15 protein-coding genes are annotated in these 15,307 nt (G+C 69.0%); 1 reads left to right on the top strand and 14 read right to left on the bottom strand.

From position 1 onward, the window contains the following. Positions 1-122 precede the first annotated feature (122 nt). From infC to E2170_RS11620, 13 genes are all read right to left on the bottom strand, one after another. The gene (gene infC, locus E2170_RS11680) at positions 123-644 is read right to left on the bottom strand and encodes a translation initiation factor IF-3 (RefSeq protein ID WP_133000808.1); all 522 of its coding nucleotides are present in this window, start codon (positions 642-644) and stop codon (positions 123-125) included. Positions 645-734: 90 nt separating this feature from the next. Beyond that, positions 735-2,639 (bottom strand): threonine--tRNA ligase, encoded by a 1,905-nt coding sequence (gene thrS, locus E2170_RS11675; protein ID WP_133000807.1) that lies wholly within the window; start codon positions 2,637-2,639, stop codon positions 735-737. Positions 2,640-2,919: 280 nt separating this feature from the next. Further along, a complete protein-coding gene (locus E2170_RS11670; protein WP_133000806.1) occupies positions 2,920-3,924 on the bottom strand; it encodes a TrbL/VirB6 family protein in 1,005 nt (334 codons plus the stop codon). An 11-nt stretch (positions 3,925-3,935) separates the two neighbouring features. Beyond that, entirely contained in the window at positions 3,936-4,673 is a 738-nt protein-coding gene (locus tag E2170_RS11665; RefSeq protein ID WP_133000805.1) for a hypothetical protein, read from the bottom strand. A gap of 39 nt (positions 4,674-4,712) precedes the next feature. Continuing rightward, entirely contained in the window at positions 4,713-7,139 is a 2,427-nt protein-coding gene (locus E2170_RS11660; RefSeq protein ID WP_133000804.1) for a VirB4 family type IV secretion/conjugal transfer ATPase, read from the bottom strand. Beyond that, positions 7,136-7,441 carry a VirB3 family type IV secretion system protein gene (locus E2170_RS11655; RefSeq protein WP_133000803.1) on the bottom strand — a complete coding sequence of 102 codons (306 nt, stop codon included), beginning with the start codon at positions 7,439-7,441 and terminating at the stop codon, positions 7,136-7,138. The genes E2170_RS11660 and E2170_RS11655 overlap by 4 nt, the downstream gene beginning before the upstream one ends. Further along, positions 7,434-7,829, bottom strand: coding sequence for a TrbC/VirB2 family protein (locus E2170_RS11650; protein WP_133000802.1), 396 nt, complete (start codon positions 7,827-7,829; stop codon positions 7,434-7,436). Before E2170_RS11650 ends, E2170_RS11655 begins: the two co-directional genes overlap by 8 nt. Positions 7,830-7,888: 59 nt before the next feature. After that, positions 7,889-8,656, bottom strand: a complete 768-nt coding sequence (locus E2170_RS14200; protein ID WP_133000801.1) for a transglycosylase SLT domain-containing protein — start codon at positions 8,654-8,656, stop codon at positions 7,889-7,891. Continuing rightward, the gene (gene virB11, locus E2170_RS11640) at positions 8,653-9,720 is read right to left on the bottom strand and encodes a P-type DNA transfer ATPase VirB11 (RefSeq protein WP_133000800.1); all 1,068 of its coding nucleotides are present in this window, start codon (positions 9,718-9,720) and stop codon (positions 8,653-8,655) included. Before virB11 ends, E2170_RS14200 begins: the two co-directional genes overlap by 4 nt. Further along, positions 9,720-10,862, bottom strand: a complete 1,143-nt coding sequence (locus E2170_RS11635; RefSeq protein ID WP_133000799.1) for a TrbI/VirB10 family protein — start codon at positions 10,860-10,862, stop codon at positions 9,720-9,722. Before E2170_RS11635 ends, virB11 begins: the two co-directional genes overlap by 1 nt. Next, on the bottom strand, positions 10,859-11,629 hold the full coding sequence (locus E2170_RS11630) for a TrbG/VirB9 family P-type conjugative transfer protein (protein WP_133000798.1): 771 nt from the start codon (positions 11,627-11,629) through the stop codon (positions 10,859-10,861). Before E2170_RS11630 ends, E2170_RS11635 begins: the two co-directional genes overlap by 4 nt. Beyond that, positions 11,626-12,474, bottom strand: coding sequence for a VirB8 family type IV secretion system protein (locus E2170_RS11625; RefSeq protein WP_133000797.1), 849 nt, complete (start codon positions 12,472-12,474; stop codon positions 11,626-11,628). The genes E2170_RS11630 and E2170_RS11625 overlap by 4 nt, the downstream gene beginning before the upstream one ends. 49 nt (positions 12,475-12,523) lie before the next feature. Next, positions 12,524-12,910 carry a hypothetical protein gene (locus E2170_RS11620; RefSeq protein ID WP_133000796.1) on the bottom strand — a complete coding sequence of 129 codons (387 nt, stop codon included), beginning with the start codon at positions 12,908-12,910 and terminating at the stop codon, positions 12,524-12,526. Between the two features lie 202 nt (positions 12,911-13,112). Between E2170_RS11620 and E2170_RS11615 the strand changes: the two genes are divergently transcribed. Further along, positions 13,113-14,372 (top strand): alkaline phosphatase family protein, encoded by a 1,260-nt coding sequence (locus tag E2170_RS11615; RefSeq protein ID WP_133000795.1) that lies wholly within the window; start codon positions 13,113-13,115, stop codon positions 14,370-14,372. Positions 14,373-14,384: 12 nt separating this feature from the next. On the opposite strand, the gene E2170_RS11610 is transcribed toward E2170_RS11615, so the two are convergent. After that, a complete protein-coding gene (locus E2170_RS11610; RefSeq protein ID WP_133000794.1) occupies positions 14,385-15,305 on the bottom strand; it encodes a M14 family metallopeptidase in 921 nt (306 codons plus the stop codon). Positions 15,306-15,307 lie beyond the last annotated feature (2 nt).

The following is a 15,307-nucleotide window of genomic DNA, read 5'->3' as shown; positions in this document are numbered from 1 at the left end:
GGAGGGGCCGCGGCGGGTCCAACCGGTCCGCCAGCACAAGGCAGGCGGACCGAGCCGCGCATTATGCACGGAATACGGTTCCGGTGGCAAATCAGGGGCTTGGGGGGGCTTGCCCCCGCGCCCTACTTCTTCTTCGGGGCGATCATCATGACCATCTGGCGCCCTTCCAGGCGCGGCCGGGACTCGATCACGATGTCCTCGCCCAGGTCGGCCTCGATCCGGGCGGCCATCTGGCGGCCGAGCTCCTGGTGGCTCATCTCGCGGCCACGGAAGCGGATGTTGACCTTGATCTTGTCGCCTTCTTCCAGGAACTCGCGCATCTTGCGCAGCTTGATCTGGTAGTCGCCCTCGTCGGTCACCGGACGGAACTTGACTTCCTTGATCTCGACCTGCTTCGACTTCTTCTTGGCCTCGTTCGCGCGCTTCTGCGCCTCGAACCGGAACTTGCCGAAGTCCATGATCTTGCAGACCGGCGGATCGGCATTGGGCTGGATCTCCACGAGGTCCAGGCCCTCTTCCTCGGCCATGGCGAGGGCTTCGTCGCGCGAAAGCACGCCGATCATTTCGCCGTCCGAGCCGATCACGCGCACGCGCGGCACGCGGATTTCAAGGTTCCTTCGGTTCTGCTTGTCCGGGGTACTGATATTGCAATCTCCGTGGGTGGCACTTCAGGCAGGCCCCGATCCCGGGACCCAAGGCGCCCGCCGCATGGCAGGCACCGGCTTACATGATACTCAGGGACCCCGTTCCGCGTGCAGGCGGGCCGTGAAATCGGCCAGCGGCATCGAGCCCAGGTCTTCCCCTCCGCGCGTGCGTACCGCGACCGCCCCCTGCTCCTTCTCGCGGTCCCCCACCACGAGCAGGTACGGCACGCGCGCAAGCGTGTGCTCGCGGATCTTATAGCCGATCTTCTCGTTCCGCAAATCGGATTCGACCCTGAGCCCTTGATCCACAAGGGTTTTCCGGACCTCGGCGGCCCAGTCGGCCTGGGCGTCGGTGATGTTCATCACCACCGCCTGGACCGGGGCCAGCCAGGCCGGGAAGGCGCCGGCGTGGTGCTCGATCAGGATGCCGATGAAGCGCTCCATCGAGCCGACGATGGCGCGGTGCAGCATGACCGGGGTGCGCTTCTGGCTGCTTTCGTCGACGTATTCCGCGCCCAGGCGGCCGGGCATCATGAAATCGACCTGCATCGTACCCAGCTGCCAGGTGCGGCCGATGGCGTCGCGCAGGTGGTATTCGATCTTGGGGCCGTAGAAGGCGCCCTCGCCCGGCAGCTCCTGCCACTCGACCCCGGCCGCGGACAGCGCGCCGCGCAGGGCGGCCTCGGCCTTGTCCCAGGTGGCGTCGTCGCCCAGGCGGGAATCCGGGCGCAGGGCCAGCTTGACCTGGACGTCGGTGAAGCCGAAATCGGCGTAGACCTTCATGGCCTGGGCGTGGAAGTCGGTGACCTCCTGTTCGACCTGGGACTCGGTGCAGAACACATGGCCGTCGTCCTGGGTGAAGCCGCGCACGCGCAGGATGCCGTGCAGCGCGCCCGAGGGCTCGTTGCGGTGGCAGCTGCCGAACTCGCCGTAGCGGATCGGCAGGTCTCGGTAGCTGTGCAGGCCCTGGTTGAAGACCTGCACGTGGCCCGGGCAGTTCATGGGCTTCACCGCGTAGGTCCGCTTCTCGGACTCGGTGAAGAACATGTTTTCCTTGTAGTTGTCCCAGTGGCCGGACTTCTGCCACAGGCTCACGTCCAGGATCTGCGGGCAGCGCACCTCGCCGTAGCCGCTGGCGCGGTAGACGCCGCGCATGTACTGCTCCACCACCTGCCACAGCGCCCAGCCCTTGGGATGCCAGAACACCAGGCCCGGGGCCTCTTCCTGCAGGTGGAACAGCTCCTGCTGCCTGCCGATGCGGCGGTGGTCGCGCTTCTCGGCCTCCTCGATGCGCTGGATGTAGGCCTTGAGCTGCCTGGTGTCGGCCCAGGCGGTGCCGTAGATGCGCTGCAGCTGCTCGTTCTTCGCATCGCCGCGCCAGTAGGCGCCGGAGGTGCGCAGCAGCTTGAAGGCCTTCAGGAAGCGCGTGTTGGGCACGTGCGGGCCGCGGCACATGTCCACGTACTCCTGGTGGTGGTACAGGCCCATGGCCGTGACCTCGGGGCCCATGTCCTCGATCAGGCGCAGCTTGTAGTCCTCGCCGCGGGCCTTGAAGGTCTCCACGACTTCATCGCGCGGGGTCATGCGCTTGATCACGTCGTACTCGGTGTCGATCAGCTCGCGCATGCGGGCTTCGATCGCGGCCATGTCCTCGGGCGTGAACGGCTGCTCGCGCCAGATGTCGTAATAGAAGCCGTCCTCGATCACCGGGCCGATCACCATCTTGGCGTCCGGGTACAGCTGCTTGACCGCATGCCCGACCAGATGGGCGCAGGAGTGGCGGATGATCTCCACGCCCTCGGCGTCCTTCGGAGTGAGGATCTGCAGGCTGGCGTCGTGGTCGATGAGGTCGGAGGCATCCACCTGGCGGCCGTCGACCTTGCCGGCCACGGTGGCCTTGGCCAGGCCGGGGCCGATGGATTCGGCGACCTGCATGACGGTGACGGGGGCATCGAACTCGCGGCGGCTGCCGTCTGGGAGCGTGATCGTGATCATGGGGGTGGAGGTTGTCTGGATCGTGCGGGGCGGCGCCGTCAGGGCGGCCTCGCGGGGCGAGAAAAAGGCGCCACGCGGGCGCCTTCCGGATCGGCCGCGGGCGGGTATCAGCAATGGGCGGTGGTAGTACTCATGTCGCACGCTCGGCCGGCGCGTTGGCGCGGGCCACCTGACTCCGGGAATGTCGACCGATTCTAGCCCATCACCAGCCGTACATGGCGCCCTGCCCGCGCCGGCGCCCGCAACCCCGGCAGCGATGTCCCACCCGGCCGGCCGTACCTCAGCCCCCACGCCCGACCACGCCCGGCGGCAGGCCCGAGCCCGGTGGCGGCGCCTGTCCGCCACCGGTGGCCACGCCCACCGCGTTGTAGGGCGAGAACTGGCCCAGCACCCCGTTGAAGAACATCGCCGCCATCGGCGGCGCGCTGACGATCAGCATGGTCAGGATCAGGCCCATTCCACCCTGCTGCATGGCCATCGCGGACACGCTTTCCTGCGGGGCCCCGGTGAGCCAGTCCGCCACCCAGAAGGCCATGCCGACCGCGATCAGCATATCCATGGCGAGCGTCACCATCACCGTCAGCAGCGCGAGCGAGAACAGCGTGCCCAGGCCGTAATAGAGCCATTTGCTGAACAGCTGTCGGGTCGCGCGAAACAGCAGGCAGAGGATGAAGATCGGTCCCAGCCCCACCACCAGCGCCATCGCGACCTTGTTCAGCAGCAGCATGCCCGCGGCGATGATCGCCGGGCCGCCCAGCCCGACGCCGGTGAACCACATCGCCCGTGACTTGTTCTGCTCGGTGAGCAGGTCACCGCCGTGGTCGATGGAATCGATGACCTCGAGCGCCACCTGCATGATCGCCAGCGCGCGATCGATGTCTTCGTAGGCACCACCGTCTTCGCGCCCGGTCACCACCTCCGACACCACCTCCGTGAGGCCGCCGGTGAGCATGCGATAGGTCGAACCGGTGCCCGCAGCCGCACCCGTGGCGATGCCGATCACCAGCACCGCCTTCAACGAATCGCCCACCAGGGCCATCATCGGCTCGCGCGACAGGCCGGTGGCGATGCGGTAGCCCTGCACCATGATCCACAGCGTGAGCAGGGTCAGCGCGACGCTCCCGGCCACGGCCACCACGCGCCCCAGCAGGTTGCCGGCGAATTCGCCGATCTCGTCGTCGAGGAAGCTGTTGATCTCGTGGAAGAAGACCAAGTTGGGCAGCGACTGGGCCTGTATCCAGTCCATTGCCGCCGGGCCGAGCCAGGCCACGTTGTCGATCGTCACTGGCGTGCTCCTCAGCGGTCGCGCTCGCGCGCCGCCCTGAGTGCGACCTTCAGCGCCACGCCCTGGGCGAGCGCCTGCCCCGGCTTGCCGTTCAGGGCCTCGTTGGCGAGGCGGACGTGCTCCTCGCGCAGCAGCCCCAGGGCCGTGTCGTACGCGGCCAGCAGCCGCTCGCCGCTTTCCACGTCATTCTGGAGCTGGCTCTGGATCGACAGGACCCGGTTGGAATTCGAAGCCAGCTTGCCCTCCTCCTCCGCGCCGATCGAGGCGCGCTCGGCGTAGGCGGCGCGCAGCTCCTCGTCACGGGCATCCACGTCGTCCAGCAATGCCACCAGGGCGTTGAAGCGCCGATTCTCGGTGCGCACGATGGAGATGCAGTACCCGAGCTGGGCCTCGCCCCTGCTGTGCCTGGCGGGCCGCGTGCCGCAGCGTTCAACAACGCCCGCGTCTTCCTCGCGCGGCTGGAAGCGCTCCCGGTAGCCCTTGCTCCCGGCATACGCCTGCCCCGTTATCAGCGCCTGTTCGTACTGCTTGTTCAGGGTCTGCAGCTGCTCGAACTGGCGCTTGTAGTCCTCGATCATCTGCTGGTACTGGGCGACCCAGCCGAGCGCCGTCTTCACCGTGTGCGGCACGTCCACGACTGCCCACTGCGCGGCGGCGGGTGCCGCGGCAAGCCCGCCGCACAGGCCCAGCACCAGCCCTGCCATCCACTGCCGCCGCGTCCGCGGCCCCGCGACTTCCCTGTCGTCCATGTCCCGCTCCCTGGGTTGAAGTCCTGTCCACCGGCTTCCTCAGCCGCCCCGCCTGCCCTTTCGCTGCGCTTGGAACTCCTCCAGCCACTGCTCGGGCCGCAGCGCATCCATCGCCACGCCCGCCGCCGCCGACCGTTCCGCGATCACCCTGTGCATCACTTCGATGTTGTCGGTGGATGCCGAAATCACCGCCAGGACGTCGTCCAGGCCTCCCAGGTCCAGCCGGCACACCGCCGAGGCATGGCCCTGCTTGACCAGGAAGCAGCGCGAGCGCTCGTCCAGCGCCACCACGACGCGGTATTCGGCGTCGGTGAGCTTGAGGCCGTCGACATAGTCCGTGCGGCTGGCGTTGGGATTCGGCAGCAGGACCAGGGTGGCGGTCTGCTCCACCAGGGCCGCGGCGATGTCGCTGGCCAGCGCATCCTCCGGGCTCTGGGTGGCGAAGATGCCCAGGCCGTTCTGCTTGCGGATGGTCTTCTGCTTGTTGCGCGCGAAATCCTTCAGCGCGCCGCCGCCCTCGAGGATCTTCCAGAACTCGTCCATGACGTAGACCAGGCGCCGGCCATCGATGATGCCTTCCAGCCGGTGCAGCAGGTAGCGAACCACCGGCACCCGGACCTCGGCGTTGTCGAGGATGTCGGTGTAGTCGAAGCCGATGATGTTCGCGCGCGACAGGTCGACGGTATCCACCGGGTTGTCGAAGACCCAGCCGAGGCTGTTGCCCGCCGTCCATTTGCGCAGGCGTGCGTAGAGGCCGTCGTCACCCATGTTGGGCAGGCTCTTCTGCAGGTTGGCCATGCTGCGCAGGTGCATGGGGGTGTCGAGGATGCCCTCGACGGCCCGGAACACGTCCTCGTCCTCGCGCGCCGTGTACGCCGGCTTGCCGGCCAGCAGCTTCACCAGTTCGGCAAGGAACTGCACGTTGGCCTCGGTCCTCTCGCACTGCAGCGGGTTGAATCCGGTGGGGCGGCCGTTCTCCAGCGCGAGGTAGTTGCCGCCGCAGGCGCGGACGAAGATCTCGGCGCCGCGATCCTTGTCGAAGAAGAACACCGTCGGCGCCGGGTCGAGCTTCTGCGACTGCGCCAGCAGGAAGTTCACCAGCGCGGTCTTGCCGGTGCCCGACTTGCCGATCACGAGCGTATTGCCCAGCGCCTTCTCCCCGAAGGAATCCTCGGCCGGATGGGTGGCGTGGAAGTTGAAGTAATAGGGCTGGCCGTTGCTGGCCTGGAGCGTGGTCACGCAGTCGCCCCAGGGGTTCCGGCTGCGCTTGCCTGCCGCGAAGTTGTGCAGCGGCGACAGGCCCAGAAAGTTCAGCGAGCTGAGGTTGGCCAGGCGTGTGCGGTAGCGCCAGTTTCCCGGAAGCTGCGCGTAGAAGGCCGACGCGACGGCCAGGTCCTCCTTGGCCGAGACGAAGCCGGCGTTGGACAGCTCCGCGCGCGCTTCCGCGACATGCCGCGAGAGCGCTTCCTGGCTCCCGGCATGGACGGCGAGCGAGAAATGGTACTCGCCGAGGACGAAGTTGCCCGAGGCCAGCTGGTCCATGGCCTGGTCCAGCTCGGCGATCTGGCTGACCGCGCGATCGCCGGACGAGACCATCATGCCCTTGGTGCGGTCGAGCACCCGCAGCGCGTCCTGCCGGCCCATGGGGCTGAACGACTGGGTCAGCACGTACTCGAAGCCGAGGTACTTCAGGCCGTTGAGGATCCCCGGCCAGGTGGCCTCGGTGTATTCCTTGACGTTGAGGATCGCGCCGTAATGATGCCCGCCCTGCGGCGTGGCGACGACGAAATCACCCGTTCTCGAGGAGAAGGTATGCCGGCTGGCGGGCAGGTAGTCCGCCACCGGCGCGGAGAGCACGGGCACCGGTTCGTCCAGGCGATTGAGCACGTAGCCGTAGAGCTCCAGCACCTCGGAGAACACCACGCCGCTGTCGCGCTCGTACATGCCCAGACGCCGCGGCGAGTAGTCCTTGAGCACCGCCTCCACGCTGCCTGCGAGTTCGTGCAGGCGCTCGATGGCCTGCTGTTCGGCGGCCTGCAGCCGCGACAGGTCGGCCGATCGCTCGACCAGCCGCCGACCGGCGACCACCGGCCGGTAGATCATGGTCAGGTAGAGCTCATTCTGCAGTGCCTCTTTCTCCGCCAGCAGGGTGAAGTAGGCGTCCGAGAGCGCCTGGTTGAAGGCGCCGGCGAAGCGGCCGCCGCCGCGGATGCTCCTGCGCCGGCGGATATCGTGGGTCCAGAAGGCGACGTTCGCGAAGTCGGGCGCACGCAGGGTCTGCAGCATCCGGTTGAAGGTGGCATGGCGATGCTCCAGGTCCCATTCCTCGCGGCCGACGAAGGGCAGGCCGCCGAGCCGCCACGCAATGAGATAGTCGCCACCGGTGGTCTTCACCACGTCGGCGGCGACATGGCTTGACAGCGGCACGAAGCCGGCGATGGCGGAGTCGACAAGCGCGGCGGTCATGGACGCCGCCCCGGATGGCGTCCGGCAATCGGCGCGAACGACCAGTCGCCACCGCGCAGCCGGCGGTTCCGCACCCGGGCGAGCAGCTGCCAGCGCAGCCCGAGCAGGCGGAACACCATCTCGTCGCGACGCGCCATCTGCCGCATGGCCAGCACGACCAGCGGCAACAGTACGAGCAGCAGCAGGTTCACGTATACCGCCAGCAGCAGACACGCCCCGGCACCGATGAAGAACGGCACGTAGGGCACGCCCAGGAACATCGCCGGGCGCGTGCAGCCGCGGAAGAGCACGTCCTTATGCATGGAACACCGGCAGCACGATGTCGAGCATCGCGGTGCACTCCCCGGCCTCGGGACCCAGCAGCATCCGCGCGATCTGGGTTGCCGCACCGATGAGCAGGCCGCCGATCAGGATCGGGGCAACGTCGGAGATGCGCTTGTGCGCGAAGGCGATCTGGTAACCCGCGAAGATGATCGCGATGGTCACCACCGCGATCGAGGCCATGTTGAGCAGGCCATTCACGTTGTCGAAGAAGCCGCAGACCTTGGCGTCGGCACCGCCGAACGCCTGCGCGAGGACGGCAGCCGGCACCGCTGCGAGGAGTGCCGTCGCAGCGGTGACGGAGCGCCGCACGGAGCGCCGAAGCTGGTGGCGGCCGAGGGTGTGGGGACGTTTCGTGTTCGCACTCATGAGGCTTCCTTGCAGTGGTGGTGGATCAGGTTCGCGGCTTCCGGCCACGGGTTCGGATTTCAGAAAACGAATGCGGAATCTCTTCCCTCGACCGCTACCCCTGCCGGCCCCGCAGACGGGGGCGGCAACGGTCGTGGATTCATCGCCCCGACCTCGGGCACGAAAGCGCCGGCGGCGGGAGGCTCCCAGGCATCCCGGGACCCCTGTGCCACGGCTCCGGCCGCAGGGCGCGATGCGCGGTCCGATGCTGGCTGGAAGCGTGCTTCGGGCGATTGCGGGGCGGCTGCGACACGGCGTTCACGCAGGCCGGTACCGGCGACAGGCCGTGCGGATGCGATGCCTTCGATGGCGACCGGGATCGCGGACACCACAGTCGCGATCCGATCCGGGCTGGCACCCGCCATCGACTGCCACACCTTCTGCACGTATCCGTCCTTGAATCCGCGGACGAAGTTGCCCGAGTAGTAGCAGCTGAAGGCCTTGCCCCAGTCTCCCCCGGCGCGCCGGTGGCAGTCGGCGAGGATGCGCGCACCGGCGGCGAGGTTCGGACAGGCTGCAAATGCCTGCTCATAGCTTTCCAGTCCCTGCGCGGCGAGGTTGTGGCGGTTTACCTGTGCCAGTCCCAGCGAGAAGTTGTAGCCGTCCCGCTCCAGCTGCGAGGCGGTCGCGACCGCTTCCTCCAGGCTCGCCGGCTGGCGCGCGAGGCGCGCACCAACCACGCCGATGGCCCAGGGGTTGAACGACGACTCGACGCGCACGACATGCTCCATCACGTCCATCGGCACCGCCAGCTCCTGGCAGGCCAGTGCTTCCAGTCCCGGGATCATTCCTGCGCCTCCTGCTCCAGCGCGGCGGCACAGGCGCCGCCGAACTCGATTCCCGTGATGTGCCGCCTGCCCGCGTGGGCGGCGATGTGGACCACGATGTCGATCGTCAGCCCCAGCAGCCTGCGGATGGTCGCGAACTCGAGGCCCGCCCCCTCCGCCGAGGCCTTTACCATCAACGCGAGCTGGTCCCAGGTCTGCGCGGTGTTGCCGGCGTGGCAGCTGGTGATGGATCCGGGGTGCCCCGAAGCGCAGTTGCGGATGAAATAGAAGGCCTCGTCGCCGCGAAGCTCGGCCAGGATGATCCGGTCCGGCTTCATGCGCAGGCAGGCTTCCATGCACGTCTTCGCCGTGACGCTGGCCGTGCCCTGCCCACCCTTCGAGTACAGCAGGTGGACGACGTTGGGCTGGCTGACGAACAGTTCCCGCGCGTCCTCGATCGTGACCAGCCGCTCGGCAGGCGGGATGTGTTCGACCAGAGCCTTCATGAAGGTGGTCTTTCCGCTGCCCGTCGCGCCGGAGACGACGATGTTCCGGCGCAACTGCACCGCGCGGCGGAAGAACTCCGCGTGCCGCCCCTCCGAGTGCAAGGCCAGCAGCTCGCGATCACCGTCATCGACACCCCCGGCGGCCCGGATCGCGGAGAAGAAGCCGTCGGCCTCGTAGTCGTCCAGGCGGCGGATGCTGCGCGAGGGCATGCGGATGGTGATCGACACCGCGCCGGCTTCGCAGGCCGGCGGGATGACGAACTGCGCGCGCTGCCCGGTCGGGAACGTGAGCGAGACCACCGGCTCGGCGTCGGTGATCCGCTGGCCGGTGTTGCTCTCGTTCACCACGGCCGTGCAGAACTGGCGCGCACGCTCGAAGCTGAGGCCCGGGACAGCCTCCCGCCGCCAGCTGCCGCCTTCCTCCAGCCACACCTCGCCGGGGCGATTGATGCAGATCTCGGTGACGCCGGGCGCAGCCAGGTGCCCGTCGATCCCGAGCACCCGGTACTGGTGCTCGAGGAATCCGTCGGCGACGCCGGCGACGTTGGCGCTTTGCGGCGGATGTGCACCATCGGCCATCACAGCTGCGCCACCACCGCCGAAAAGTCGACGTCGCGGGCGACGTAGACATTGAGCAGGCTGCCCTGCTGGATGGTGACCGTGGGCGGGCGACGTGCATCCAGCGCCTGGTTGGCCAGGCGTTCGACGGTGCGCGCAGTGGTGCTTTCGTACGGCGATTGCACGACCACGCCACCCTCGCCGATGACCGCGCCGGCCGGCCCTTCTTTCGCGGCCGCGTACTTGAAGGCGTCGCTGATCAGGCTGACCAGGAGCGCGGAGCCGATGCGCGAACCCCAGTGCGCGCTGTAATGCCCCGGATGCCCGGCACCGCCCAGCCCGTCCACGCCGGGACTGGCCATGTTGATGTCGATGCCGGTCGGCGTGGTTATGCGGTCCCAGACCACGGCCACTCGCGGGCCGCGCGGCTCCGCTTCGTAACGGCCCAGCACCTTAGAGCCACCGGGCAGCAGCAACTGGCGGCCGTTGATGGAGTACACCGGCTCGGTGACGACGCACGAAGTGAATCCCGGCACGTCGGTAACGATCCGCGTCTCCAGCACGCAGCGAATGTAGGTGCCGCGTACCAACAGGGAGTCCGGGCGCGCGATCGGCCTGGCCGAGGTGGCGGCATGGGCAGGTGCGGCTTCCGCGGGGGCTTCGCTGCCGGGCAGGCCGGCCAGCATCGCCTGCAGGTAGGGGTCGTGCGCGGCGGCCGATGCCGGCACCTCGCCCGCACCGGAACGCCGATCGACCAGGCTGGGCCCCGACGTCTGCGCCAGCACAGGCATGGGGGGGAGCACGGGCGCCGACGGCAGCGGCACGACCGGAACCGGCTCCGCCTCCAGCGGCAGCGCCGGAACCGCCGGAGCCGCCTGCATCGACGCCGCATTGACCCGCGGCAGTTCCGGAATGACGACGGCCTGTTCGCGGGTCGTTGGCGCCGGCTCGGCGTCGCCGCCCACGGCCCGCAGCATGCCGACGATAGCCAGCACGAGCAGCGCCACGATGGCGGCCAGGAACACCAGCGCCTTCCGGTTCAGGCGCTGCATGTCCTCGACGCGCAGCGATGGCGCGGCGGCATCGAGGTCGGGTTCCGCCTGGCGAGCCGCGTAGTGTCCGTGGACCGCGCCACCGGCCTTGTCCTGGTCCGCTCCACTCATCGCAGGTTCCTCCTCACTCCGACCACGTCGCGGCCGTGGCGAACGACCAGATAGGGATAGGTGCCATGCACGACCAGCACGTCGCCTTCGACCGTCGTGTTGACCACGAACTCGTCGCCATGGCGCTCGCGGCGCGCGAACACCGCTGGAAAAGTCCCCGTAGGCAGGTTCGCGCCGTGGCCCATGCGCAGATAGGTGAAGCGGCCGTCGTCGTAGACGTTCATCGGCACCAGCCAGGCCGGCGCGCGGCGGGACGCGACGTCGTAGTCGAAGTGGTAGCTGCGCCCCTTCTCCAGCGCCACGTGCTGTCCACGGTCGACGGCTTCTTCGACCGGCGCCGCGAAGCTGGCGTCGGCCGGGTAGCGGAAACCCACCTTGTACTGCGCGCCGGCGCGACGCGCCTGTTCGAGCGACGTCCAGTCCGTGGCCACCACCTTCAGTTCGAAGATGTAGGAATGAGCCTGGGTGCGGACCAGCATGTTGGTGTCGACGTCGACGCCGCGCGGGCGCAGGTAGAAGACGTTGTCGCGACGGCTCAGGTCCCATCCGCTGCTGAAACCGGTACTGAAGTCGAGGATCTCCTCGGCCGCGCCCAGTTCGATCTGGGTGGTGATGCCCAGGGCGGTGCGGATCGGGTATATGCCGTCGGCCACGTACTCGTACACGTCGACCTGGGCGGCCCCGGCTCCAGTCCGTGGCTGGCCGTGGGCCGCCGTGGCCAGCGCGGCACATGACAGCAGCAGGAACAGGGAAAGCGCGGACTTCATGGCAATGCGGCTCCTGGCTGCGGGAATCCTTCGGCGGTCGGGGGGGCATCGACAGGAGCGCCGGAGGCCTCCGGCGCCATCTCCATGCCTGCGGGCGCGGCCACCACCACCGGCTCCGGTGGAACCGGCGCGTAGTCGTTGTCGACGCGGTAGCTGGTGACCTGGAAGCCGAGCGGGTTCTCGAGCCGGTCGGGCTCGTCCATCTTCAGCGCGAGGTTGTAGGTGAAGCCGAGCGTGGCGATGCGGCTGTCGAGCGGGCGCGTGGCGCCGCTGGTCTTGTCGTACACGCTGCGCTGGAAGCGCACGGTGGCGCCCTGCGGCGAGCCGTCGGAACCGTCCAGCAGCTGGATGCTCAGGATCCGTACTCGGATAGCCCGTCCGCGGCCGTAAGTGTTGAACGGACTGGCCGGGTTGTTCGGCGCGTGCAGCGCCGCGTACTCGCGACCGACTTCAGGCGCGGACATGCCATGCACGGCGCGCCAGTCGCGCAGGTTCATCATCGCGACGTCATAGGACTCCCGCAGACTGACGAAGCTGGCCACGTTCGCCCGTGCGATGGCCTCGCTGGCAGTCAGGCTGCGATGACGGAAGTCCGCGTCCATGCGTGCCACCGTGGCGTTGCCCGTCGAGGCGTCGGCCATCACCAGGAAGGGCACGCGCTCTTTCAGCGGCATCACCCCGACGTAGCCGGCACCCAGCAGCAGCGCCGTGGCCGACGCGACCGCGGCGACCCACCACGCGCGGCGTTCGCTGCGCCGCGCGAGATCGGCAATGGTGGTTTCGTAGTTGACCGCGCGGGCGACCGCGTCCCTGGTCGCCGCTGCCGGCTGCTTCTTCTCGGACATTCTGCAATCCATGCAAGGTCTGTACGGTCGGGTGCCGATGGTCTGCGGCTCAGCCCCCGCCCCCCGGGTCGGTGGCAACGACGATCCTTCCCGCCTCCACTCGGATCGCCAGGCCATAACCGTCAAAGGCATCCTCGAGCTGGGCGAGGGCGTCCTGCAGGCGACCTGCGTGCACCCTGCGCACGGGCTCGTGAAGCGTGAAATCGAAAGGATGGCGGTAATCAAGGCCGCTACCGGCGTCGCGGGCCCAGCGCGCCAGCAGGCCATGCAGCGTGCCGTCCATGGGCGTGGCCTGGAACACCTGTTCCTCGCGCAGGGCGATGGCTTCGCTGCTAGCGGCGTACTGGTTGAGCGGCTTCCAGCGCCCCCCGAAATCGCGCGCTTCGCCCCCGCCCGCGCAAGCCGTCGCCAGCAACACCGACGATGCCGCGGCCAATGCCCGACTCCCTGACCTCATACCCATGCGCCCTCCCTGGCGCTTCCCCCACACTTGAACCACGGACCCGACGTTATCGGTGAGCCCGCAGCCGCTCAAGCGGCGATGACGCGGATTCGCCTGCCTCGCGGCGAAATCCGACGGCGCTTTCGGACAGCGGTTCGCGAATACAAGCGTCATCCACGCGATCTATCATCCAGCCATGCATCCAGACCTTCGGGGCTTCGCCCTTCCCGCCGCCTTCCTCGCCGCCGTGCTCGCCCTGTCCGGCTGCAGCACCATCCACCCGCCCAAGGGCGCCGCCCTGCCGGCCGCGCCATCGGACCCCCTGCTCCTGGTCTCCATCGACGGCCTCCATCCCGAACGCATCAACGCGCAGGACTCGCCGAACATCGCCCGCCTCGCCGCCGGCGGCGTGCAGGCGCGCTGGATGACGCCGTCCTACCCCTCGCTCACCTTCCCCAACCACTACACCATCGCCACCGGCCTGCGCCCGGACCGCCACGGCATCGTCCACAACTCGATGATCGACGGGGAACTGGGCACCTTCCGCCTCTCCGACCGCGAGGCCGTAGGCAACGGCGCCTGGTGGGGTGGCGAGCCGGTCTGGGTCGGCGCGGAGAAGGCCGGAATGCCCACGGCCACGATGTTCTGGCCCGGCTCCGAGGCCGAGGTCGCGGGCGTGCGCCCGACGCGCTGGCATGTCTATGACGAATCGTCCTCCGACGCCGAGCGCGCGGCGACCGTAGCCGGCTGGCTGCTGGAGCCCGAGCCCACGCGCCCGCGCCTGGCCACGCTCTATTTCCACGCCGTCGACACTGCGGCGCACACCTACGGGCCGGACTCGGACGAGGCGCGCGCGGCCCTGGCCTCGATCGACGCCGCCATCGGCGACCTGCTGACCCGGCTGGCCGAGGGCGGCCGCCTGGCGCATACCAACATCGTCCTCGTTTCCGACCACGGCATGGCACCGGTACCGCCGGGCAACCAGATCTCGGTCGGCGACATGGTGGCGATGGAGCAGGCACGGCTGTCGAGCATCGGCCAGGTGGTGCTGGTGCAGCCCAAGCCGGGCTTCGAGGCCGAGGTGGAGGCGCGCCTGCTCGGCCGCCAGGACCACTACGAATGCTGGCGCCGCGCCGAACTGCCGGCGCGCTGGCACTACGGCACGCACCCCCGCATCCCCGCCATCGTCTGCCAGATGGACGAGGGCTGGGACGCGCTGCTGCCGCAGCAGATGGAGGCGCGCGCGCGCGGCGGCATGCGCGGCTCGCACGGCTACGATCCGGCCCTGCCTTCGATGCGCGCGGTGTTCATCGCCAGCGGGCCGGCCTTCCGCAGCGGCGCGGTGATCGATCCGATCGACAACGTCGACGTCTATCCGCTGCTGGTGCGCCTGCTCGGCATCCCCGCCGCGGACCACGACGGCGATCCCGAGGCCCTGCTGCCCGCGCTCCGCTGAGGCGGGGGAAGCTCAGGCGGCCAGCGCGAAGTCCAGCGCGGCGCGCACGGCCGCCGCCTGCGCCCGGTTGCACTGCTCCGGCGTGGCGCGCGGGCTGTCCGGATAGACCTCGGTGGTGCTGGTGTAGCGCGCGCCAGTGATCCCGGCGCACAGGCCGAGCCCGGCGACGTCGTATTCGATGACGCCCGGCGCCACCGCCTTCGATCCGATGAGGGTGCCATCGGGATCGGCCGGCGCGATGTGCGTCACCCGGGCGACCGCCTCGTTGATGGCCTGCTGGAAGGCCGGCTGCGGGTTGCGGCTGTCGTCGACCAGGTAGAAGCCGTCGGGGATGGTGCCGGGCACGAAGGGCTTGCCGTCACGCGCGGCCAGCGCGGGGCGGAACTCGCCCTCGTCGCTGTCGGTGGTCTCGTGCAGGTCGATGTGCACCAGGAAGCGCCCGCGCAGCGGCGCCACCAGCGCCATCAGCGCCGCCGACTCCGCGGCCGGGCTGTCAGCGAAGAACGAGCGGTTGGGATCGATGGCGTCCGGATTCCAGCGCTGGATGCGCTCGTAGGCCCATGGGCTGACGCAGGGCGCGATCAGCAGGTTGGCCCGCCCCGTGCAGGCTCCGGCGTCCTCGCGCGCGAAGTGCAGCGCACCGTGCACGCCGCTGGTCTCATAGCCGTGCACGCCGCCGGTGACCAGGGCGACCGGCAGCGCGTCGTCCCAGTCACGGCTGCGCAGGGCGAACAGCGGATAGCGGCCATCGCCGCCGTAGTCGAGCTCGCCGTACTGCTGCACGTCGAAGCGGTCGCTCAGTGCGTCGATCGCTTCGACGACTTCGTCCCGGTAGCTGCGCCGTGGGCGCTGGCGGGCGCGCCACGCGGTCTTTTCCGCGGCACCCCAGGGCGTGCCGGGGGTGCCGATGTCGTCGAATGATGTCTGGTTCATGT

The organism is Luteimonas arsenica (genome assembly GCF_004352825.1).
GTDB classification, from domain to species: Bacteria; Pseudomonadota; Gammaproteobacteria; order Xanthomonadales; family Xanthomonadaceae; genus Luteimonas; species Luteimonas arsenica.
Note: the sequence above shows the minus strand (reverse complement) of the source record. Positions and strands in the feature narration are given on the sequence as shown.

Coding starts and splice junctions, on each gene's coding strand:
- thrS (WP_133000807.1), bottom strand. CDS start 2,639: ATGATCACGATCACGCTCCCAGACGGCAGCCGCCGCGAGTTCGATGCC.
- E2170_RS11665 (WP_133000805.1), bottom strand. CDS start 4,673: ATGGACGACAGGGAAGTCGCGGGGCCGCGGACGCGGCGGCAGTGGATG.
- E2170_RS11660 (WP_133000804.1), bottom strand. CDS start 7,139: ATGACCGCCGCGCTTGTCGACTCCGCCATCGCCGGCTTCGTGCCGCTG.
- E2170_RS11655 (WP_133000803.1), bottom strand. CDS start 7,441: ATGCATAAGGACGTGCTCTTCCGCGGCTGCACGCGCCCGGCGATGTTC.
- E2170_RS11650 (WP_133000802.1), bottom strand. CDS start 7,829: ATGAGTGCGAACACGAAACGTCCCCACACCCTCGGCCGCCACCAGCTT.
- E2170_RS14200 (WP_133000801.1), bottom strand. CDS start 8,656: ATGATCCCGGGACTGGAAGCACTGGCCTGCCAGGAGCTGGCGGTGCCG.
- virB11 (WP_133000800.1), bottom strand. CDS start 9,720: ATGGCCGATGGTGCACATCCGCCGCAAAGCGCCAACGTCGCCGGCGTC.
- E2170_RS11635 (WP_133000799.1), bottom strand. CDS start 10,862: ATGAGTGGAGCGGACCAGGACAAGGCCGGTGGCGCGGTCCACGGACAC.
- E2170_RS11630 (WP_133000798.1), bottom strand. CDS start 11,629: ATGAAGTCCGCGCTTTCCCTGTTCCTGCTGCTGTCATGTGCCGCGCTG.
- E2170_RS11625 (WP_133000797.1), bottom strand. CDS start 12,474: ATGTCCGAGAAGAAGCAGCCGGCAGCGGCGACCAGGGACGCGGTCGCC.
- E2170_RS11615 (WP_133000795.1), top strand. CDS start 13,113: ATGCATCCAGACCTTCGGGGCTTCGCCCTTCCCGCCGCCTTCCTCGCC.
- E2170_RS11610 (WP_133000794.1), bottom strand. CDS start 15,305: ATGAACCAGACATCATTCGACGACATCGGCACCCCCGGCACGCCCTGG.